Raw genomic sequence first — 20,258 nt, 5'->3', positions numbered from 1 at the left:
TTCTTCCGCACCTCCACGGCCAACCTCCTGAAGGCGGAGGCCGAGGCCGGCGTGACACACCACGTGGCGCTGTCCGTGGTCGGCACCGACCGCCTGCAGGAGAGCGGGTACTTCCGTGCCAAGCAGGCCCAGGAAGAGCTGATCAAGGCGTCGGGCGTCCCGTACTCCATCGTCCACGCCACGCAGTTCTTCGAGTTCATGAAGGGGCTCGCGGACATCTCGACCGAGGGCGACACCGTGCTTCTGGCCCCCGTCAAGATCCAGCCCATCCACTCCGACGACGTGGCCGCCGCTGTCGGCCGCGCTGCGGTCGGCGCCCCGGCCAACGGCGTGGTGGAGGTCGCCGGCCCCGACGTGTTCCAGCTCGACGAGCTCCTCCGCAAGGCACTCGCCAGCAAGAACGACCCCCGCACGGTCGTTACGGACCCGAAGGCCCCGTACTCCGGTGCCCAGCTGCAGGAGACCACGCTCCTGCCCGGTCCGGACGCGCACATCGCCGAGACCCGGTTCGCCGACTGGGTCGCGCAGCAGCCGTAAGTCCTGCGGGTGGCCCCTGCTGGAGCGCAGGGGCCACCCCTGCGCTCCGGCCGCAGGTTCACTCCACCGCATACACGGCCACTGCCTTGGCCTTCCTTGCCAGGACGATCCGTTTCTTCATCTCTCGTGGGTCCAGGCTTCGACGTTCATGACCGGCAGCACTTCGCTCGAAAAGCAGCCCTGAATTCGACTGTACGGCCGCAGTGCACCGAAATTCGCCCCTATCTGAACTCCCCGCACGAAGGAACCGGCTCCCCATGTTCAACCGCAAGGAAACCACTATTTCTCGTACAGCTCCCTTTGAAGGGCTGACCGGCGTCTACGCCATTGACCCGGTCCACAGCACGATCGGATTTTCCATCCGGCACGCCATGATCACCGACGTGCGTGGAAGATTCACCGCCTTCGAAGGGCTCCTCAAGCTCGATGGGCTCCATCCCGCCCGCTCCGAGGCCTATCTCAGTGTCCAGACCGGCAGTGTGGACACGGGGTTTCAGGAACGGGACGCGCACATCACCGGCCCGGACTTCCTCGACTCAGCGTCGTTCCCTCTCATGAGCTTCCGTTCCGCCGGAATCGTCGATGCCGGAGACGACCGATTCCGCCTGTTGGGTTACCTCCGGATCAAGGACATCGAACTGCCCCTTCACATCGACCTCGAGTGCGGTGGAGCGAGCCGGGACGTCCATGGACAGAACCGTGTCGGCTTCGAGGGTACGGCCACCCTGAACCGCTCCGACTGGGGGCTTGGCTGGAACACGGCACTGGCGACAGGTGGGGTCCTGGTCAGCGACAAGGTGCAGTTGGTTCTCGGCGTCTCCGCTGTACAACTGGTCCAGACAGAAGCCGCCTAGACCGGGAAGCGCCTGTCAGAGCATCAGCTGCCCGGCTCAGCAAGCGTGACATGCGCCGGCAGCACTTCTCACCGGGCACCCCTATGGGATGCCGCGCCATACCGTCTCCGCCCGGTCCCCGGCCGGGACAGGCCTTCCCACGCGTCACACGATTCCGTGGGGGCGTGATACCCACATTCATCCGGTCCCTGCCGCAGAAGGACATACGATGAGCCGAGCCACTGAGATCCGAAGCGACATCGCAGCCACAGTCGTGTCGCTAGCCGCTGAAGCGACCGAGTTGGAGGCCCGTGTCAACGAGCTTCGTCGGCAACTCGTACACCTCACCGAGCGGATGAGAACCGTCTCCGACGCTCTGCAGCAGCTTCCCCCCGTTCAGCGGCCGTGAGCCAGGAGACGCACTGACCAGGGCCCGGTAGGTGCGGGTGTGGGCCAGGTGCAGGTCGACCAGGTCCGGGTATGGCACTCCCTCCCAGACGGACAGGGCGTCGCTGTTCGATCACCCTGGCCTGGGATTGCGTTTCAGCCGTTCACCAGCAGGATTTTGCCGACGTGCCGGCCTGTCTCCATGAGACGGTGCGCTTCGGCGGCTTCTGCCATGGGCAGGGTCCGGTCGGCAACCAGCTGCACCGATCCGTTCTCGATCATCGGCCAGACTTCCTTCTGGACTTCGGCAATGATTGCGGCCTTCTGCGCCGCAGACCGGGTGCGCAGGGTGGTGCCATGCACCGAAATGCGTTTGAACACCAGCTCGGCAAGGTTGAGTTGGCCTTCCAGACCGTTCTGCAGGCCAATGATGACCAGCCGTCCGTCGGCGGCCAGGGTCCGGACGTTCCGTTCGAGGTACTGGCCGCCGATGACATCCAGGATCACGTCGTAGGGGCCGTACTCGGCGAAGTCCTGCCGACGGTGGTCGATCGTCACATCAGCGCCCAACTCCCGCGCCCGGGCGGCCTTCTCAGAGCTGCCGACGGTGGTGACGACGTGGGCGCCCAGCGCCTTGGCGATCTGATCGCCAAGGTGCCGACCCCTCCGGCGCCGCCGTGCATGAGGAAGGTCTCACCCTCCTTCAGTACTGCGGTCATGACGATGTTTGACCACCCCGTGGCGGCCGCCTCCGGCAGGCCCGCAGCCTCGACCAGTCCGATTGACTTGGGCACCGTCAGCAGTTGCCCTGCCGGGACGGAGACCTTCTGCGCGTAGCCGCCGCCTGTCAGCAATGCGCAGACCTCATCGCCCACCTGCCAGCCGGATACGTTCTCGCTCAGGGCGCCGATGCGGCCGGAGACCTCCAGTCCCGGATACGGCGACGTTCCCGGCGGCACGGGGTACGCAACCCCGCTGCGCAGCGCGGCGGCGACAGCCTGAACCCCACGAATGTCGCCGTTCGCGGATCTGGCGCGGCATCCCGTCGCTGCCATCGGTGCGCGAGGTCGGTCGCCGACACGGAGATGAGCGGCGGCACGAGACGCCCGATAACGTCCGGCGGGTGCCGTGGTTCACCGGGGAACACGATGTGTACACTGCGCACATCAGCAGGCCGACGCGGGAGTATCTCTGTGCCGCTCATCCGTCTCGTCCGTCATGGTCAGGCGTCCTTCGGTGCGGAGGACTACGACGCCCTGTCCGACCTCGGCCGCGCCCAAGCCGTCGCGGTCGGACGGGAGTTGGCCCGCCGCGACCTGCGCGACCCGCACCTCGTATCGGGAACTCTCACCCGCCAACGCGATACGGCGCGCCTCATCGCGGAGACTGCCCGCTTCAGGCAGCCTCTCCGCCAGGATCCGCGCTGGAACGAGTACGACCACGTCGCCCTGCTTGCCCGTTACGCACCATCGGCGAGCCACACCCATTCCGTTCAGGATGTGCTCGATCGCGCGTTGCTGGCATGGATGGCGGAGCCCGGCGCGGTCGACGGCACGACCTGGGACTCCTTCGCCGAGGGGGCGGCGGCCGCCCAAGCCGAGTTGTCCGCCACGCTCGGGCGGGGCCGTGACGCGGTCGTCGTCACCTCTGGCGGCCTTCTCGCCGCGCTGTGCGGGACCTTGCTGCCACTGGCACCCGAGGGGGTCGTCGCGCTCAACCGTGTCACCGTCAACGCCTCCATCACGACGCTTGCGGTGGGCAGATCCGGGACCAGCCTGTTGACCTTCAACGATCACGCCCACTTCGCCGGTCACCAGCGTCGGCTGCTCACCTACCGCTGAGACCGCCTCTCCTGCCCGCCTGGGCGGCCCCGCGGTCATGCGCCGACTACGCCGTTGCCTGCTCCGGCGCCGCGGCCACCGCTTTTGACGTCACCTGGGAGATGGCGATCAGCGCAGAAACGGCTGTACGGACCTGGTGGGCGACCACTTCGGGGGTGGAGGTGTCGAGCTTGCCGTCGAGGTGCAGGAAGGCCAGGCCGTGGACCAGGGCCCACACCGGGGTCGCCAGCGCCTCCGGGTCGGCGCCGGGGAAGACGCTGCGGACGAGGGCGCGGACGTACTCGGAGAGGGCGGCGGTCGCGGCGGCGCGTTCCTCGTTGCCGGGATCGCAGGGTTCGGCGAACATCACCCGGAACATCGCCGGATGGTCGAGTGCGAAGCGGACGTAGGCGACGGCGACCGCGGCGAGGTCGTCAGGTGTCGCCGGCGAGGGATGGGCCACGGACAGATATCCGGCGAGTTCCCGGTATCCCTCGGCGGCGACCGAGGAGACAAGTGCGTCGCGGTCCGCGTAGTGACGGTACGGGGCCGTCGCCGACACACCGGCCCGCCGCGCGACCGCGCGCAGGGACAGTCCGGCGCTGCCGTCCTCCTCCAGTAGTTCCCGTGCAGCGCGCAGGCAGGCGGCGCGCAGATCGCCGTGGTGGTACGAGTCGCTCGCTTGTGGCATGGGACACTCTCTCTCATGTTTACACCGTGAACATTGGGCGCCAAATGTGAACGGTGCAAACATTGTAGTCGATGAAGAGGAGAATCCGGATGGCCAGCGAGCTGTTCTCACCGCTGCCCCTGCGCTCCGGGCAGGTATTGGGCAACCGGATCGCGAAGGCGGCCATGGAGGAGAACATGGCCGGCGACGGCCAGCTGCCCGACGGGCAGCTGTTGTCGCTGTACCGGCACTGGGCCACCGGCGGCGCCGGACTGCTGATCACCGGGAACGTCATGGTGCACGCCGAGGCGCTGACCGGTCCCGCCGGCGTCGTGCTCGACGACGCCGTCCCGCTGGAGCCGTTCACCGAATGGGCCAGGGCCGGCAAGTCCGGCGGCGGAGCGATATGGATGCAGATCAATCACCCGGGCCGCCAGATCCAGGCGGACATGCCCTGAGTCGTATGGGGCCCGTCCGCGGTGGGAGTCGACCTGGGAAAACACAGCAGCCGTTTCGGCCGCCCTGTCGCCATGACCCCCGAGCAGATCGAGGCCACCGTGACGCGGTACGCGGTCACGGCCCACCGTGCCGATAAGGCGGGGTTCGACGGTGTGGAGATCCACGCCGCGCACGGCTACCTGCTCTCGCAGTTCCTGTCCCCCCTGGTCAACCAGCGCACCGACCAGTGGGGCGGGTCCCTGGAGAACCGGGCCCGGATGCTGCTGGACGTCGTCCGCGCCGTGCGCGCCGCAGTCTCGCCGTCCATCGCGGTCGCGGTGAAGCTCAACTCCGCCGACTTCCAGCGCGGCGGATTCGACGCCGACGACGCGCGACAGGTGATCGCGATGCTCGAACGGCTCGGCGTCGACCTGGTCGAACTTTCTGGCGGCAGTTACGAGAGTCCCGCGATGTCCGGCCGCCCCGCCGACGCGCGCGCCCAGGCCCGTGAGGCGTACTTCCTGGACCTGGCCAGGGACCTGGTCACGACCAGTCCACTCCCGCTGATGCTCACCGGCGGCATCAGCCGGCGCGACACCGCCGAGAAGGTCCTCGGCAGTGGCGTGGCGCTCGTCGGGATGGGCACCGCTCTCGCCCTCACCCCGAACCTGCCGGACCGCTGGAGCCACGACCGTGAGGCCGACCGGCAGCTGCGGCCGGTGACCTGGTCCGACAAGGCGCTGGCTTCCGCCGCGAGCATCGCGCAGGTCCGTCACCAGCTGCGCCGCATCGCGCGCGGAAGCCGCCCCAGGCCCAACACCCACCCCGCGTACGCCCTGCTCACCGAATGGTGCCGGCAGCGAAAGGCGCTGCGCCACTACCGCGCGTGGCTCACCTCGCGGGAAACCACCACCGCGAGCCGCGCATAGCCGATCCAGCGGGCGAACCCGTACCCACCCCCGGCCGCATCTGCCGCGCTCATCGCGAGCGGGACCAGCGGCTCGGGACTTTTGAACCGGTTCACGGCCCACCCGACGGTGCGGCGGCGGGCGAACTCCTCCCCCGTGAAACCCCGGTGGCCATCCGCCGCGTGAAATCAAGCGCAGGCGGGTGGCCACTCTCGCTGTCCAAGTCCTCGGGGTCGTGGAGTTCCAGCGGCATCGGCCGAAAGCCCGCGCGCCGGAGCTTGCCGCGCCCCGCCCCCGTGCATCTACACCTTCAACAAGGCGGCCGCATGCGCGCCCCGAGGTTCCGGCCGGTCTCCTCCTGCGGCGGGCGTCAGAGGCCGACCGGCCTGGGCCGGTAGGGCGCGGATCGTCGATCAGCACAGGGAAGCGCCGAGGCCGCGAAGGCCTCGGGGCGCGCGTCGCGGGACCAACGCTGCGGGAAGATGCTCCCCCACGTGGCGGCGAAAGCCGCATTGACGTTGACGGTGCCCGCGTGCACGCGGGCGGCTACGGCCCGGCCCCGGGCTCCGTCGCGGGTCCAGACGCTGACGTTGACCCCGTACGGCGTGGCGTTGGCCCGCGCGACCGCTTCATCCACGGTGCGGAAGGGGTGGACCGAGACGACGGACCCGAAGTGAGGATGGTCGGTTCGTAGAACAGCGGCCCCAGGTCCGGCCGCGCCCTACCGCCGGCAAGGACGGTGGCGCCGATCCCGACGGCGGCCTCGGTAACCGCCGGAAGAAGTCCACTCCGCTGACGCATGGATCACGCGCGACCGCGTCGAGTTCCGTGTTCATCCGATAGCGGTCGTACAGACCCCCCCTGGGGACCCTGACCGTACGGCCACCCAGGTCGACCTTGATTGTTTCCTGCTGAGGCGATGGCAGCCGTGCAGCTCCCTCACTCACATGTTAGCAGTGCCCACATGAGGCTAACCCGCGATGTAAGCACCGTCAACACCCACTCGCCGAGAACCGCGACAGCGGCAGCGGCGGCGGCAGAGGTTCCGTCACGGTCGGCCGCGGAGCGACGGCCCAAAGACGGCTACCCGTACAGCCGACGGACGCCGCGAACGGGAAGGCGGCCGCACATCGGGACGTTCACTGGTCAGTCTCGCGGCCACGACTCGTTCCCGCTGGTTCAGTCTGGACGGAGGCGGCCAGATGCCGATGGCTGCGTTCTGGGCATTACCGCCTTCGATGAGGGCCAACCGGTGCGCCGGTGCCGCCGGGTTGGAGGGGCATGGCCCTGTCCAGGAGCCCGAGTCCGGCCTAGCCCACCACCGACGGCCCAGGGCAGGGGCGGAGGCCATGCCCAGGGTGATGCGGCCATCCTCCTCGACAGCGATCAGTGTGCTCCACTCCGGTTCACCGGCGAGGAAGCTCGCGGTGCCGTCGATGGCGTCGATGATCCAACGCCGTCTGCCGTGCCCATGGGCGCCGAACTCCTCACCGATGAACGCGTCGTCGGGATGCTCCTGGCGGATCAAGGAGCGAAGGACGATTTCGATCTCCCGGTCGGCGTCGGTGACGGGGCTCCCGTCGCTCTTGGTCCGGGATTCGATGGTGGCGGTCGAGAAGTAGCGTCGGGCGATGGCATTCGCCTGGTCGGCGAGGCGGTGCGCCAGTTCCAGGTCTGCAGGGTCCGTCACGAGGCCGCCCTTCCCACCGTGGTCCGCCGTTGAGGCTCCGAAGGGAGCGTGCAGGCGCGGTGAGACTATCAAGGCGTGGCTGCTGTGATCACGGCGTCGGAGCCGTCCTGGATTTCCCCGTTCACCGGACTGAACCCACGCTGCTTTGTCACTGACATTGCGCCAGTTCGCCCCAGCGTTCGGTATCTCAAAGTCCGCGGCTGACCGAATAGTCGACCACCTCGGTCCGCTACTGGCGCTTCAGCCCCGCAAGCGGTTCCACACGGACACCGTGCTCATCGTGGACGGAACTCTGGTGCCCACCCACGACCACACGGTGGCCGAGCGGTCCAAGAACTATCGGTACTCCACCAACCATCAGGTCGTCGCCGACGCCGACACCGTCGCCTGGTCGTGGTGGTCGGCGGGCCACTGCCGGGCAACCGCAACGACTGCAAGGCATGCGCGGAATCCGGCGCGGAGGCCGCCGTCGGCCGGGCGACCACAATCGCCGACGGCGGCTGTCCCGGCACCGGCTGGTGATGCCGCACCGCCGACGCAAAAGCGAGGAACTCCCAGAGGAGCAGCAGGCGGGCAGATGTATGGCCCCCACGAGGGCGGCTCTGCTGTGACCGTCCAGACCTGCTGCTGGGTGCGACGGCCCTCGACGGCGCTGTGCGGACAGCGCAGAGACACCGCCCCGAGCAACACGGGCCCCGGAGCGAGCAACGGTCCGTACCCCGGCGAGGTAGGACCGGCACCCGCGATGTGATCAGTGTCGGTGCCCGCTGGTGATCTCCTCGTACTCCTGCGCCGTCGGCTTGGTGATCTGCGTGCCTTCACCGTAGAGCCTCTGGCTGAGGCGGGCACGCAGACGCCGGGTAAGGCTGGAGTTGGTATCCGGTCCTCCCTCGTTTCCCGTGGAGTCGGGACCGATCGGCTTGTATTGCTCATGCTGTGTGAGAACGTGCAGTTGTTCCTGCCCGAGTGGCTCGTGCACTTCGATGAACTCGCCGTTCGGCAAACGCTTGATCATGCCGGTCTCGCGACCGTGCAGCACTTTCTCGCGGTCTTGACGCTGGAGCCCGAGTGCGCACCGTTTCGCCACGACGTAGGCCAGGAGGGGCACGATGAAGAGACCGATCCGAACTGCCCACGTCACCGACTCAACCGCGACGTGAAGACGAATGGCAATGATGTCGTTCGCGGCACCGATCAGGGCTACCAGATAGAAACTGATCCACGCGACGCCAAGTCCCGTTCGTACCGGGCGGTTGCGTGGTCTGTCGAGGAGATGCTGGTCACGATCGTCACCGGTCACCCAGGACTCGATGAACGGGTACGCACCCATGGCAAGGAAGAGACCAACGCCCGCCAACAGCGGGATCAGGTTGTCCAGAGCCAGGGTGTGGCCCCAGAAGGCGATTTCCCAGCCAGGCATGACGCGCAGAAGTCCATCTGCCACGCCCATGTACCAGTCGGGCTGCGAGCCTGCCGAAACCTGGTCGGCACGGTGGGGGCCATACTGCCAGATGGGGTTGATCTGCACGGCGGAAGCGATGATGAAGATGCCGCCGGCAACCAGGAAGAAGAATCCTGCGGACTTCACGGCGCGCACCTGAAGCGGCAGGCCCACAACATTCTTGTTGCTGCGTCCCGGACCCGGATACTGTGTGTGCTTGTGGTAGAGGACCAACACCAGATGGGCCGCAAGCAGTCCCACCATGAGGGCGGGGATGAGCAGAACGTGGATTGCATTGAAGCGCGCCACTAGATCGTTTCCCGGAAACTCGCCTCCGAAAAGGAACATCGAGAGGTAGGTTCCGACGATCGGGATGGAAAGGATTGTTCCGTTCACGACCGCGAGTCCGGTCCCGGACAGGAGGTCATCCGGAAGGTCATATCCCGTCAGCCCTCCGAACATTCCCAACACCAGCAGCAGGAATCCGAAAATCCAGTTGAGCTCACGAGGCTTACGGAACGCGCCCGTAAAGAATACGCGCATCATGTGGACGAGTATGGCGGCGACAAAGACCAGGGCTGCCCAGTGGTGGATCTGTCGGATCAGCAGGCCACCACGCACATCAAAAGATATGTGCATAGTTGAGGCGAACGCCTCTGACACCATCTGGCCCTTCAGTGGCGCATAGCTGCCTTGATATGTCACTTCCTTCATCGACGGATGGAAGTACAGCGTCAGATACACACCTGTGACCACGATGATAATGAAGCTGTAGAGGCATATCTCGCCCAGCATGAACGACCAGTGGTCAGGGAACGCTCTTCGCGCATTTGCCCTGACTCGGCTGTATACACCCAGGCGCCCATCGGCCCATTCTGCAACCTTTTCACCCTTGCGTTCTTGCCGCACTTCTTTTTCCTGACTCCCGTCACCCATGCCTCTACCACCATTCGTAAATCGCCAAAAAGGAAATGCGTCAGATTTCGCAGATTTCACGTCTCCTGCGGCAGCGCCGGTTCCTACTGGTCGCGAATTTGAGACGGGCTGGGCATCGCGTTTGTTTCCGTCCGTTTTCACGCGGCCCGTCACGGTCGATATGCGTGACATCCGCTTACGAAATGCCCGTCATCCAGCACCCGCCGGGCATCTCCTGGACCGGGCACATGGGGGAACGACGGGCCGCCCGTCACCGCCATAAGCTCCTGAGCCGCGGGCTCAAGAACGGCCATGCTCATCACTGCACTCCTAGCGTCGGCAGGCTCCTGGACTGCTTCCACCCATATGACCGGGCATGAGGCGTGAATGTGACACGCCCGTCGTGGCACTGCCAGGCCGTTCCCCGGCAGGCTTCCTCCCGGAGTCTGTGGTCGCAGGCCCGTTGAAGCTGTCTCGTTTCGAGGCCGGCACGGTACGGGTGCTGGGAACATCACGCAGCCGTTGCGACCGTGCCCTTGGCCCGGTAGGCCTGACGCCGCCTCATCGCGCGGCGTTCGCTCCCCGTCGTACCGCCCCAGATACCTTCCATCTCCCCCACCTGCACGGCCCAGTTGAGGCACTGCTCCACGACCGGGCAACGGCCACACACGGCCTTCGCTCCGTCGATCTGCTCAAGTGTCGGACCACTGTTTCCTATGGGGAAGAACAGATCAGGGTCTTCATGGAGGCAAGCTGCCCGTTCGCGCCAGTACACGGTGTAATCCGCTCGTTCGACAGTCATGGGACAGGAAACCTCCACAGTTCCGGGTGATCGCGAAATTCGGCAGGAAGCCCCCGAGTTCGATCATGGTCTTTCGCGTCCGTAGAAGGAGTTGCCGGGAGCTGTCACGTGAGACCGGGTGACCGACGCATCTGTGACATACAGCCGCGTGGCGCTGAAGGCGATGATCTGCACTGGGCCGACTGGCCGGGACGCAGCCGCGGGGACAGCCACGCTGGTGAGCCCCGCCTATGCCGCCCCCTGCCGGGATGCCGGAGAAATCGTGCGGGATCAGCGTCTCAGCGCACGCGGCGTAAGCGGGTGGTGCCGGAGTCCACATGATCGTGCGTGGAAGCCCATGTCACACGATCCATACATGCTCGGTCTAACGGGTTGAGCAGAGAAATGAAAGAGATGCGTCGTACGCAAGGACTCAGCCATTGGCTACTGCAACCCCGTTCCCGGGGTGCCGGAGCACGCATGGTGGCATCCTGCCGTCGCTACGCCGTTGTCGATCAAGCCCGCCTGAACTACGACGCGGTCGATATGTGCGGCCGTGTTGGTGCCGTGCGAGAGTGAGGATGCCGTATGGACCATGGTGACGCGGTGCCGATCGCGGAGTTGCTTGAGGAGCGTCGGTATCTGCTGGACGTCGCCCGTTGGATGCTGGGCAGCGGCAGTGAGGCGGAGAGCGCTGTCGATGAGACCTATCGGCGGTGGTACGAGCTGGCCGAGGCGGCCCGTGAGCAGATCACGACGCCCCGGTCCTGGCTCGCGAAGGTGGCGGGTGGCATCTGTCTGAGCCGGCTCGCCCTGCCCGGCCGGGCTGATGACGCCGGCCGGACGGCGGGGGCCGCTGTAGGGTCCCGGGCGGCTGGACATCCTGTTTCCACACCGGAGGAAGAGGCCAGCCGGGTTCTGCTGGATGCTCTGGACTCTCTGTCCCCGGCCGAGCGGGCGGCGTTCGTGCTCAACGATCTCTTCGGGATGGCACCCGATACGGTCGCCGACATCGTGGGACGCACCGAGCCGGAGGTCGCCGAACTCGCCGACCGGGCACGCCACTGCCTTCGGGCACAGCGTTCACGTCCCACCACGCCGCAGGAGCACGACGCCCTCGCCCGTACCGTCCGTCAGGCCTGCCTGACCGAGGACGCCGACCTGCTGGCCTCACTGCTCTGCCCGGACGCCACGGCGTTCTTCGACGGCGGCGGCAAGGTCCGCGCGCTGGTACGACCCGTACACGGCGGTGAACAGGTCGCACACAGCCTGCTCACACTCCTCGCCCGCCGCCCCCACACCACACTGACCACCCACTCCGTCAACGGCCGCACCGGCCTCGTCGCCCGCTACGGCCACCAGGTCGCCGCCGTCATCAGCCTCGACATCGCCGACCACCACATCACCCAGATCTGGGTCGTCCTCAACCCCGACAAACTCCGCTCCTGGAACCAACCCCCACCCCCAAACCCGGCATGGCCCGATCACACCAACGCCGACCGAAACAGGGTGACGGCCAGTGCAGAAGGTTGTGACTTCCCGGCAGCTGTTCCGCAATGACCGCCTCATCACACCATCGCAGTCACAGAGCATCTGCCGGGGACTGAGCTACTGCGAAGCGGGAGCGCGAATCAAAGAACGCGGCGATCTTGCTCGGGTTGAACACCCACATCAGCTTGTAGATGCCTTCCTTCGAAGCGGCTATCGTCACGAACGTGGCAGGATCGCCGTCTCGGTAGATCATCATGCCTGTACGGCCGTTGGCGTCGACCAACCTGGGGTCCGCTTCCCGCCAGAACCTCGGAGTGGCGGTCGCCAGGTTGGCCACGCGTGCACGGCCCTGGACGGGTATACGAGCGGCACCACGGATACCGTTGCCATCGGACAGACTGACGGCATCCGGGGCGAGGAGGGCCTCCAGTGAGGCCACATCCCCCGTTCGGGCCGCTGAGACGAAGGCGTGCAGAAGACGTCGGTGCTCTGCCGTGTCCACGCTCTCCCGCTGCTCGGCCGACAGGTGCTTGCGAGCACGGCTTACGATCTTCCGCACGTTGACGAGGCTGAGTTGAAGGATTTCAGCGATCTCGGGATAGCCGTAGTCGAACGCTTCGCGCAGTACGTATGCGGCACGCTCAGTGGGACTCAACTTCTCCAAGACCAGCAGCAGAGCCAGCTCCAGAGCCTCCGCACGTTGCGCGCCCACCTCCGGGTCCGAGCTCGTGTCGATGGGCTCAGGCAGCCACGGTCCGACGTAGGTTTCCCGACGCACCCGCGCGGACTGCGCGACGTTGATGGCCAAGCGGGTCGTCGTACTCGAGAGGAAGGCCACCGGGCTGATCACCACGGAGCGGTCGGTCTTCTGCCAGCGCAACCACACTTCCTGGACCACGTCTTCAGCCTCGACCACACTGCCCAGCACGCGGTAGGCGATTCCGAAAAGACGTGTCCGGTGCTGCACAAATACAGCGACCGCCTCTTCAAGAGTGCTTGTCGTGGGGCACAGCTCGGAATGCATACTCCTGTGGTCTCCGTTCCTCCGGTTGCGGCTGCCTCATGACGTGCCCACGCGGCGACCTAGGTCCTGTCGTCGAATTCCCGTCGTCCGCCCCGAGGGCGGGCCCGGCGGCGTCAGGTGCGTGCTCTCGGCGTGCCGGGCGCAGACCCTCGTACTGGATGTACTCGGGTCTGTGCCCGGTGCGGCGAGTGAGGGCACCTCCCACGCCCTTCAGGCAGTGGGGGAGCGTGCATGGCGTCGCAGGGCAGACGGGAATTTGACGACAGGGCCTAGTGGGCACGGACAGCTCCGACAATCGGTCCCAGGACATGTTTCTGGGTGCTGCGGCGCTGCCGGGTGATATGCGCCGCACGGCTTGTCCGGGTGCTGCGACTGTGGTCACTGATAGTCACGCCTGCTCCAATCGCCTCTGCTCCATAGACCGGGATCGACCCGTTCCTGTGACAGAACTGGGGCAGTCGGCTGCTGCCGACCGTCACCAAGACGGCAGACATCAGGCAGAAACACAGTGTTTTCCTGGGCTCATCGTCGGCTCATCGAGTCAAAACATACCTTCAGGTAAAAGGTTCACACGAGGACCAAGCCGCACATAGTGCCGACCCATGACCGTGGAATCGTTCCCAACGGCGTCATTAAAGCACTGCCACGTTGTTGGTCATTGGTTGGGTCGGTCTACGTCCGGACCAGGCGGATGCCTGTAACACGGTGCAATCACACCATGGGATCCAGCCTGTCGGAACGACAGAGCGGCACACGGCCGGACGAACGCGGAAACGGCGCCGCCCGAAGGAACGGCGCCGCCCGCGGGGCCGCTGTGCCTGATCCACCTATCGGCCCAAGACGCTCAGTCAGACGGTCAGTCTGCGGTGATCACGTCGGACTCGTACACCAGCCCGACTCGATGGTTGTACTGAATGGTGTACATCTTCTTGCCACCGGTCACGACACTGCCGCTGGAGGGGAAGTAGTCGTCGGTGGCCGCAGCGTCACTGGTCGCGACGTACGCCTGACCAGCGGGAACGGTGTAGAAGCTCAACGGAGCCTGGGTGGAGGGCGAAAGCCCGGTGGGATATTCGTCCTTGTCCGGGTAGCTGCTGCCGTACACCGCCGAGGGCGAGGCCCCGGCAGCCTTGACCACGGTCACACCGCGGGCAGGGGTCGTGTTGCATCCCTTCGGGTTGTGGAACCACACCTTGGTACCGCTGAACCAAATGGCTGTCCAGTCACCCTGGCGGCCCGCGACGACGAACTGTTGCCCTGCCTGCGCGGTGCTACCCCAGTCGTTGACCCGGTTGGTGCCGACACCGTCCGTGTGAATGGCCTGGTCACCGAAGAGCGGGGCGGTGCTGCTGGGTGCTGTGCGCAGGTAGACGAAGTTCGACGGCTGGCGCCGGTCGTGGCCTTCGCGTAGGAGGCCAGCAGAGCGGCGCCGCCACGTATGTTGGCGACCTCATCGTCGCGCAGCTTCTCCGCGGGCAGTCCGGTCAGCTTCGCCGCCGCCTGGAGGGTGTGCAGGGAGGGGTCGGCGGCCATCTCCTTCACATCTCCGCGGCCGACCGCTCCCGCGTCACCACTGGCCATCATCTCGGGGGTCACGTCCGTCAGATGCATCGGACCGTAGCCGCCGCTGGTGCTGTGTTCGCCGCGGTGCGCTTCCCAGGCCGACTCGTGGTAGGCCACACCGAGAAGGACCGACACGGGAACGTCGTACTCGGCTGCGGCGTGCTCGAACGCCTGCTGGCGGTCGGCAGTCTGCCCGTCCGTTTCGGAGGCTTGGGCCAGCAGTGGAACGGCGGTGATACTCGCTGCTGCCAGCACACCTGCCGTGATCATGAGTGGCAGCCGCCATCGCGGCTTGCGCTTGTGCACTGCAATACCTTGCTTTCACATGATGGTGATGAGCTCTGAGCAGCCGTTGGATTCGCCATGGCATCGCTGGGTGCGAACTAAGTGGTTGGCTCCGGAAGTCCTTCGGGGGTTGACCCCTGGGCCTGGAGGGTGTGTTCGCGGTCCGGGCGTCGAAGACGGTGCGGATGGAACTCGACCACGGCGAGACAGACCAGATCCGAGCCGCTGAGCAGCGGCGGTCTGCCGGGGCATCGTGTTCGCCCGACCTTGTTGTCGATCTCCACGTACAGTGCGGCCAAAGGGTGTTCGGATCCGTGTTCACAAACGAGTCCTGGATGCCCTTCGCCCGTGCCAGGCGGCGAACCGCAGGGCTATGCGTCGCGTGTGCGCGCCCTTTGGACGGGCCCAGGTATTTCAGAGAGGTTGGTGCCCTGGTGGAGGTAGCCGTCGAGAGCTTCGACGCGTCGCGTGGTGCGCGTTTGGCGGCCTACAGTGCCGTCTCCACATCGCTGGCGCTGTGCAGTGATCGCGAACTGCGCGACCTTGTGGATACGGCTGCGCCGATGGGTTCTGGCATCGGCGGGACCTCAGCGTTGCTGGAGGTCGGCGGAACCCCAGTCTTCGTTAAGCCTTGATCCACCGGCCGGCGTCTTGTGGATAGCGGCTAGAAAAACGAGGAAGTGCCTTGTGACCTGCGATGATGGGAGTTCTTCAGGCTTCCAGCACGCACGATCGGCAAGGCACTTCCGAGATGAAAGTTTCCCATACATCGGCGGCGGTCTCCGCTGCGTTCGATGACCCGAATCTGATCGCGTATGCCGGGCTGGTCCCGGTGATGCGCCTGGCCGAGCGGGGCGGTCTTTCGCGTCTGGTGGCCGAGAACGTGAAGCTGACCGGCGCGAGCAACAGCGCGGGGGCGGCGGCGGACGCCAAGGTCACCAGCATCGTCGCGGGCATGGCCGCAGGTGCGGACAGCATCGACGACCTGAACGTTCTGCGCCATGGTGCGATGACGGCCGTGTTCGCGGGCATTCGTGCCCCGTCCACGCTGGGCACGTTCCTGCGCTCGTTCACCCACGGTCACGCTCTCCAACTGCACGCCGTTCACGGCCGGTTCCTTGGCGCGCTGGCCGCGCATACCCCGCTGCTGCCCGGCGCCGACGCGATGGCATTCATTGATGTCGACTCCACCCATAAACGGGTCTACGGCCGGGCCAAACAGGGTGCCGAGTACGGCCGGTTCAAGGGCATCCGCACCCTCCACCCCCTGCTCGCCACCATCTGCACGCCCGGCTCCCGCCCGGTGATCGCCGGAGTCCGCATGCGCCGCGGCAAGGCAGCCGACTCCCGCGGCGCCCCGAAGTTCGTCAGCGAAGCCCTGGCCACCGCCCGGGAGGCCGGCTGCACCGGCACCCGCATCCTGCGCGCCGATTCGCAGTTCTACAACGCCGGTGTGATCGCCGCCTGCCGCCGGGCCGGAGCCCACTTCTCGATCACCACCGGCATGAACCCCTCCATCAAACGGGCCGTCCTCGCCATTCCCACCGAAGCATGGCAGCAGATCACCTACCCGACCGCGGTGCCAGACCCCGAGACCGGCGAACTCATTTCGGACGCCGAAGTCGCCGAGATGCCCGCCTACACCGCCTTCGCGAGCCGCAAGAAGAGCGAGCAAGTCACCGCCCGGCTGATCGTCCGCCGGGTCCGTGACCTCGCCAAACCCGCCGTCGTAGGTGAGCAGGGCGAACTGTTCCCCGTCTGGCGTTACCACCCGTTCTTCACCGACAACCCCGCCCCCACCCTCCAGGCCGAGCGGGAACACCGCCACCACGCGGTGGTCGAACAGGTCATCGCCGACAGCAAAGCCTCCGCACTGACCCACCTGCCTTCCGGACACTTCCACGCCAACGCCGCCTGGCTCACCCTGTGGGCCATGACCTACAACCTGCTGCGGGCCACCGGCGCGCTCACCTCCGCCTTCCACGCCAAGGCCACCACCGCCACTCTCCGTGCCCACCTGGTCCAGATTCCGGCCCGGATCGCCCGCTCCGCACGGCGTATCACCCTGCACCTGCCACACAACTGGCCCTGGCAGCACGCCTGGACACATCTTTTCGACGCCGCCCACGACCCACCCGGACCCGCCTGACGACCCTGCCCACCCCGCCCGCCAAGGCCCAACCGGAACCGAACAACGTGGAAATGCTGGGCAGACCAGCGGGTGCCACCTGCCCGCCCACAATCACCGCCCCGAAACCGGCTCAGGATCAGTCAGAAGATCATTTTCAGACCACGTCGGTGGATCAAGGTTAAGCGGCTGCCGCTGACCGATCTGGAAAGGCAGCCGGAGAACGTCCAATCCACGGCGAACCTCTTCGAGCTACCGACCTTCTGCCATCCCGGCCTCGGGGTTCCCGGAAGCCCTGGATGGGGGGCCTGGCGAGAGTTGGCCGTGCACACCATGACGACGAACTGGGTGCTCGCACAGGACCATGAAGGCTTTCCATTGATGTACCACTGGCGGGTGCTGCCGCACCCCGGGCAGGTGCTGCCCGAGCAACTGGCCGACGTGGAGAAGGCTGTCGCCTACTGGGGAGGCGGACCGCAAGTGCGCCACCGGATCGAGGCGCTACGGGACTCCTCGGCGAGCGTCGCACTGTTCCTGGAGTACATCCCGCAGAACCTGCACGACTGGCTGGACATTCAGGTCAAAGCCGACGATGAGACTGCCGAGCAGGCATGCACCATGGTGGCGAAGGAACTTGAGGCCGGAACCTCTTTCATGAACGCCCGCGGGCTCCTGCATTTCGATGGCCACTTCCAGAACATCCTCACCGACGGCAAGCGTCTGTTCTTCACGGACTACGGCCTCGCGATCTCCTCCCGGTTCGACCTGTCGAAGGAGGAGGCCGACTTCTTCGCCGAACACCAGACCTATGACCGCTGCTACACCGTCACCCACCTTGTGCAGTGGCTCGTCACTGCCCTGTACGGGTACGAGCGGGACGAGCGCAGCGCGTTCGTGCACGCCTGCGCCCGAGGGGAACCTCCGACGGGAATTCCGTCGCAGGTCGCGGCGATCCTCACCCGCCACGCCCCGATCGCCGCAGTGATGACGGACTACTACCGCGAGTTCCGTTTTGAGAGCAGGCAGACCCCGTATCCCCTGGAGGCGATCCGCCGGATCGGCGGGCCGGACAGCTTGTTCATCATCTGATGGACCTGGGCGGCCAACAGCCGGGCTAGATGCGGGAGGCTCCGGGTGCTCTGATCCGCTTCTACTGAACGGCCTGCCTGCCTTGCCCGTAGCCACCGCGCGCCCGATCGTCCTGACCGCCGCCGAACGGCACCGGCTCAAGAAAGCTGCCTACGGCCACAGCACCCCGCACCGTGACCGCCTGCGGGCGCAGATCGTGCTGCAGGCTGCCCGGGGGCGGGGCAACGCAGCGATCGCCCGCGAAACGGGAGCGCACCTGGACACCGTGCGCACCTGGCGGGTCCGCTTCGCCGACGGCGGCCTGGCTGCCCTGGCCGATCGCAGGCGCTGCGGCCGTCCACGATGCTTCACCCCGGTGCAGGTCGCCGAGGTCAAGGCCCTGGCCTGCCAACTGCCCGCCGAGACCGGCACCCCGCTGTCGCGCTGGTCGTGCCCGGAACTGGCACGTGAGGTCGTCGTCCGCCGCATCGCCAGCTCGATCTCCGCCTCCACCGTCCGCCGCTGGCTAGGAGCGTGTCTCAGTAACGGACACCCCGCTTGCGGTTCGTGATCATTCATGCGGGATGATCTCGGTATGCGTGATCGGGATGGTCTGTTCGAGATCGAGCCGGGTGAGAAGGAGCAGCCGCAGGGTCGTCCGGCGGCGGTGGACAAGACGTTCCGGGCGTTCGACCCGCACCAGGTCCTGCTGCTGCCGCCGTCGCTGGACGACTGGCTGCCCGAGGATCACCTGGCCCGGTTCGTTGCCGACCTGGTCGACGAGGTGCTCGACCTGTCGCCGATCCTGGCGGACTACACCGAAAAGCGCGGCTACCCGCCCTACGATCCGCGGCTGATGGTGCGGCTGCTGATCTACGGCTACACCACCGGGGTGCGCTCCTCGCGGGCGATCACGCGTAAGTGTGTCGATGACGTCGCGTTCCGGTTCCTGGCCGCCGACCAGGCTCCGGACTTCCGCTCGATCGCCCGGTTCCGCCGCCGCCACCTGGACGCGCTCGCCGGCCTGTTCCTGCAGTCGCTGCACCTGGCGCGGAAGCTGGACATGGTCAAGATGGGCCGCGTCGCGCTGGACGGCACCAAGCTGGAGGCCAGCGCATCCAAGCACAAGGCGATGAGCTACGGCCGCCTGATCGGCAAGGAAGAGCAGATCGAAGCCGAGATCGCCGCCCTGGAGGCCACGGCCCGGTCCCTGCTGGACGACGCCGAAGCAGTCGATACCGCCGAAGATGCCCGGTTCGGCGTGGACGGCAAAGAGGCCGACCTGCCCGCCGAGCTGGACCGGCGCGAGAAGCGCCTGGCCAGGCTGCAGGCCGCCCGCGCGCAGATCGAGACCGAGGCCGCCGACAAGGCCCGCGCTCACGCCGAAGACAAGGAACGCCGCCGTCAGGAACGCGCCGGGACCAGCGACGAGCGGGCCGTCACCGACGCGGGCGAGCAGGCAGCAGCCAAGGCCCGGCCCAAGCCCAAGGCCCAGGCCAACTTCACCGACCCCGACTCGCGGATCATGAAGAACAGCGACGGCGCCTACATCCAGGCCTACAACGCCCAGGCCGTCGTCGATGAAGAGCACCAGGTCATCACGGCCGCCGACATCACCACCAACGCCTCGGACGCGCTGAACTACACCCCGATGCTCGACCAGTCCGCGCAGAACACCGGCGTCCACCCGGGGCAGGCCCTCGTCGATGCCGGCTACTGCTCCGAGACCAACCTGCAGGCCTCCAAAGAGCGCCAACTCGCCTGCGGCACCGATACGTTCATGGCCACCGGCCGACTCGGCCACGACGAACAGGTCCCGCCCGCACCCCGCGGACGCATCCCCGCCAGCGCCACCCTCAAGGAGCGCATGGCCCGCACACTGCGGACGAAGCCCGGCAAGGCCGCCTACAGCCGCCGCAAAGCGATCGTCGAACCCGTCTTCGGCCAGATCATGACCTGCCAGAACGGCCGCCAACTCCTCCTCCGCGGCGAGGACGGAGCCCGCGGCGAGTGGCGACTGCTGGCCGCCTGCCACAACCTCCGCAAGATCTTCCGACACGCCGGAACCGCAGGACTCGCCGTCCTGGCCGGCTGACCATCCGGCCACACCGGCCTCAGCGGGCCGAAATCCCCCTCCGACCGACCCGCTCATCGGCCCCACAGGCGCTGACCGAGCGACCACGACCGATCCCGCCCATCACGACCTCCCGGCCAGTTGCCCGTTACTCAGACACGCTCCTAGGCGAGGACACACTCAAGCCCTGGCAGTACCGATCCTG

At 66.7% G+C, this 20,258-nt stretch carries 15 protein-coding genes and 7 pseudogenes; 11 read left to right on the top strand and 11 right to left on the bottom strand.

Annotated features, from left to right (window positions below; genetic code table 11):
* Nucleotides 1–537: NAD(P)H-binding protein (locus tag OG819_RS34480; protein WP_266652500.1), on the top strand; the 537-nt coding region annotated here is incomplete at its 5' end.
* A gap of 257 nt (nucleotides 538–794) precedes the next feature.
* Entirely contained in the window at nucleotides 795–1,391 is a 597-nt protein-coding gene (locus tag OG819_RS34475) for a YceI family protein (protein ID WP_266638441.1), read from the top strand.
* Nucleotides 1,392–1,650: 259 nt separating this feature from the next.
* On the opposite strand, the gene OG819_RS34470 is transcribed toward OG819_RS34475, so the two are convergent.
* Nucleotides 1,651–1,857 carry a hypothetical protein gene (locus tag OG819_RS34470; protein ID WP_266638442.1) on the bottom strand — a complete coding sequence of 69 codons (207 nt, stop codon included), beginning with the start codon at nucleotides 1,855–1,857 and terminating at the stop codon, nucleotides 1,651–1,653.
* 56 nt (nucleotides 1,858–1,913) lie between these two features.
* Nucleotides 1,914–2,722: pseudogene (locus tag OG819_RS34465) on the bottom strand (NAD(P)H-quinone oxidoreductase); the annotation flags it as partial.
* A gap of 228 nt (nucleotides 2,723–2,950) precedes the next feature.
* On the opposite strand from OG819_RS34465, the gene OG819_RS34460 reads away from it, so the two are divergent.
* Entirely contained in the window at nucleotides 2,951–3,598 is a 648-nt protein-coding gene (locus OG819_RS34460; RefSeq protein WP_266652498.1) for a histidine phosphatase family protein, read from the top strand.
* Between the two features lie 46 nt (nucleotides 3,599–3,644).
* Here OG819_RS34460 and OG819_RS34455 read toward each other — a convergent pair whose 3' ends face one another.
* A complete protein-coding gene (locus tag OG819_RS34455; RefSeq protein ID WP_266638444.1) occupies nucleotides 3,645–4,268 on the bottom strand; it encodes a TetR/AcrR family transcriptional regulator in 624 nt (207 codons plus the stop codon).
* An 89-nt stretch (nucleotides 4,269–4,357) separates the two neighbouring features.
* On the opposite strand from OG819_RS34455, the pseudogene OG819_RS34450 reads away from it, so the two are divergent.
* Nucleotides 4,358–5,614: pseudogene (locus OG819_RS34450) on the top strand (NADH:flavin oxidoreductase/NADH oxidase family protein).
* Between the two features lie 460 nt (nucleotides 5,615–6,074).
* Here the strand turns inward: OG819_RS34450 and OG819_RS34445 are convergent.
* From OG819_RS34445 to OG819_RS34435, 3 genes and pseudogenes are all read right to left on the bottom strand, one after another.
* Nucleotides 6,075–6,352 (bottom strand): annotated as a pseudogene (locus OG819_RS34445) (aldehyde dehydrogenase family protein); the annotation flags it as partial.
* Between the two features lie 2 nt (nucleotides 6,353–6,354).
* Nucleotides 6,355–6,519 (bottom strand): annotated as a pseudogene (locus OG819_RS34440) (acetoacetate decarboxylase); the annotation flags it as partial.
* 122 nt (nucleotides 6,520–6,641) lie between these two features.
* Nucleotides 6,642–7,283, bottom strand: coding sequence for an inositol monophosphatase family protein (locus OG819_RS34435; RefSeq protein WP_266638446.1), 642 nt, complete (start codon nucleotides 7,281–7,283; stop codon nucleotides 6,642–6,644).
* A 75-nt stretch (nucleotides 7,284–7,358) separates the two neighbouring features.
* On the opposite strand from OG819_RS34435, the pseudogene OG819_RS34430 reads away from it, so the two are divergent.
* Nucleotides 7,359–7,843: pseudogene (locus OG819_RS34430) on the top strand (transposase); the annotation flags it as partial.
* A gap of 191 nt (nucleotides 7,844–8,034) precedes the next feature.
* On the opposite strand, the gene OG819_RS34425 reads toward OG819_RS34430, so the two are convergent.
* Both OG819_RS34425 and OG819_RS34420 read right to left on the bottom strand, forming a co-directional pair.
* On the bottom strand, nucleotides 8,035–9,660 hold the full coding sequence (locus OG819_RS34425) for a cytochrome bc complex cytochrome b subunit (protein ID WP_266638447.1): 1,626 nt from the start codon (nucleotides 9,658–9,660) through the stop codon (nucleotides 8,035–8,037).
* A gap of 490 nt (nucleotides 9,661–10,150) precedes the next feature.
* Nucleotides 10,151–10,441, bottom strand: coding sequence for a WhiB family transcriptional regulator (locus OG819_RS34420; RefSeq protein WP_323138076.1), 291 nt, complete (start codon nucleotides 10,439–10,441; stop codon nucleotides 10,151–10,153).
* 567 nt (nucleotides 10,442–11,008) lie between these two features.
* Here OG819_RS34420 and OG819_RS34415 point away from each other — a divergent pair.
* On the top strand, nucleotides 11,009–11,980 hold the full coding sequence (locus OG819_RS34415) for a sigma factor-like helix-turn-helix DNA-binding protein (RefSeq protein WP_266652496.1): 972 nt from the start codon (nucleotides 11,009–11,011) through the stop codon (nucleotides 11,978–11,980).
* A gap of 22 nt (nucleotides 11,981–12,002) precedes the next feature.
* Here the strand turns inward: OG819_RS34415 and OG819_RS34410 are convergent, their stop codons facing one another.
* The 3 genes from OG819_RS34410 to OG819_RS34400 form a co-directional block, all read right to left on the bottom strand.
* Complete coding sequence (locus OG819_RS34410; protein WP_266638449.1) at nucleotides 12,003–12,935, bottom strand: RNA polymerase sigma-70 factor; 933 nt, start codon at nucleotides 12,933–12,935, stop codon at nucleotides 12,003–12,005.
* A gap of 856 nt (nucleotides 12,936–13,791) precedes the next feature.
* Nucleotides 13,792–14,079 carry a hypothetical protein gene (locus tag OG819_RS34405; RefSeq protein WP_266652494.1) on the bottom strand — a complete coding sequence of 96 codons (288 nt, stop codon included), beginning with the start codon at nucleotides 14,077–14,079 and terminating at the stop codon, nucleotides 13,792–13,794.
* On the bottom strand, nucleotides 14,076–14,804 hold the full coding sequence (locus OG819_RS34400; RefSeq protein WP_266652492.1) for a hypothetical protein: 729 nt from the start codon (nucleotides 14,802–14,804) through the stop codon (nucleotides 14,076–14,078). The genes OG819_RS34405 and OG819_RS34400 overlap by 4 nt, the downstream gene beginning before the upstream one ends.
* A 413-nt stretch (nucleotides 14,805–15,217) precedes the next feature.
* On the opposite strand from OG819_RS34400, the pseudogene OG819_RS34395 reads away from it, so the two are divergent.
* From OG819_RS34395 to OG819_RS34375, 5 genes and pseudogenes are all read left to right on the top strand, one after another.
* Nucleotides 15,218–15,412: pseudogene (locus OG819_RS34395) on the top strand (protein kinase family protein); the annotation flags it as partial.
* A gap of 122 nt (nucleotides 15,413–15,534) precedes the next feature.
* Nucleotides 15,535–16,932 carry an IS1380 family transposase gene (locus OG819_RS34390; RefSeq protein WP_266652490.1) on the top strand — a complete coding sequence of 466 codons (1,398 nt, stop codon included), beginning with the start codon at nucleotides 15,535–15,537 and terminating at the stop codon, nucleotides 16,930–16,932.
* A gap of 159 nt (nucleotides 16,933–17,091) precedes the next feature.
* A pseudogene (locus OG819_RS34385) lies at nucleotides 17,092–18,000 on the top strand (protein kinase family protein); the annotation flags it as partial.
* A gap of 82 nt (nucleotides 18,001–18,082) precedes the next feature.
* Nucleotides 18,083–18,550 (top strand): helix-turn-helix domain-containing protein, encoded by a 468-nt coding sequence (locus OG819_RS34380; RefSeq protein ID WP_266652488.1) that lies wholly within the window; start codon nucleotides 18,083–18,085, stop codon nucleotides 18,548–18,550.
* A gap of 42 nt (nucleotides 18,551–18,592) precedes the next feature.
* Nucleotides 18,593–20,074 carry an IS1182 family transposase gene (locus tag OG819_RS34375; RefSeq protein WP_266652810.1) on the top strand — a complete coding sequence of 494 codons (1,482 nt, stop codon included), beginning with the start codon at nucleotides 18,593–18,595 and terminating at the stop codon, nucleotides 20,072–20,074.
* Nucleotides 20,075–20,258: the final 184 nt, after the last annotated feature.

Origin of the sequence: Streptomyces sp. NBC_01549, from assembly GCF_026339955.1 — a bacterium.
Lineage (GTDB): Bacteria > Actinomycetota > Actinomycetes > Streptomycetales > Streptomycetaceae > Streptomyces.
This window is presented reverse-complemented; position numbering and strand designations above follow the sequence as displayed.

What these genes read in the sequence shown, in the direction of transcription:
- OG819_RS34475 (WP_266638441.1), top strand. Translation starts at nt 795, where the DNA reads ATGTTCAACCGCAAGGAAACCACTATTTCTCGTACAGCTCCCTTTGAA.
- OG819_RS34455 (WP_266638444.1), bottom strand. Translation starts at nt 4,268, where the DNA reads ATGCCACAAGCGAGCGACTCGTACCACCACGGCGATCTGCGCGCCGCC.
- OG819_RS34425 (WP_266638447.1), bottom strand. Translation starts at nt 9,660, where the DNA reads ATGGGTGACGGGAGTCAGGAAAAAGAAGTGCGGCAAGAACGCAAGGGT.
- OG819_RS34420 (WP_323138076.1), bottom strand. Translation starts at nt 10,441, where the DNA reads ATGACTGTCGAACGAGCGGATTACACCGTGTACTGGCGCGAACGGGCA.
- OG819_RS34415 (WP_266652496.1), top strand. Translation starts at nt 11,009, where the DNA reads ATGGACCATGGTGACGCGGTGCCGATCGCGGAGTTGCTTGAGGAGCGT.
- OG819_RS34410 (WP_266638449.1), bottom strand. Translation starts at nt 12,935, where the DNA reads ATGCATTCCGAGCTGTGCCCCACGACAAGCACTCTTGAAGAGGCGGTC.
- OG819_RS34390 (WP_266652490.1), top strand. Translation starts at nt 15,535, where the DNA reads ATGAAAGTTTCCCATACATCGGCGGCGGTCTCCGCTGCGTTCGATGAC.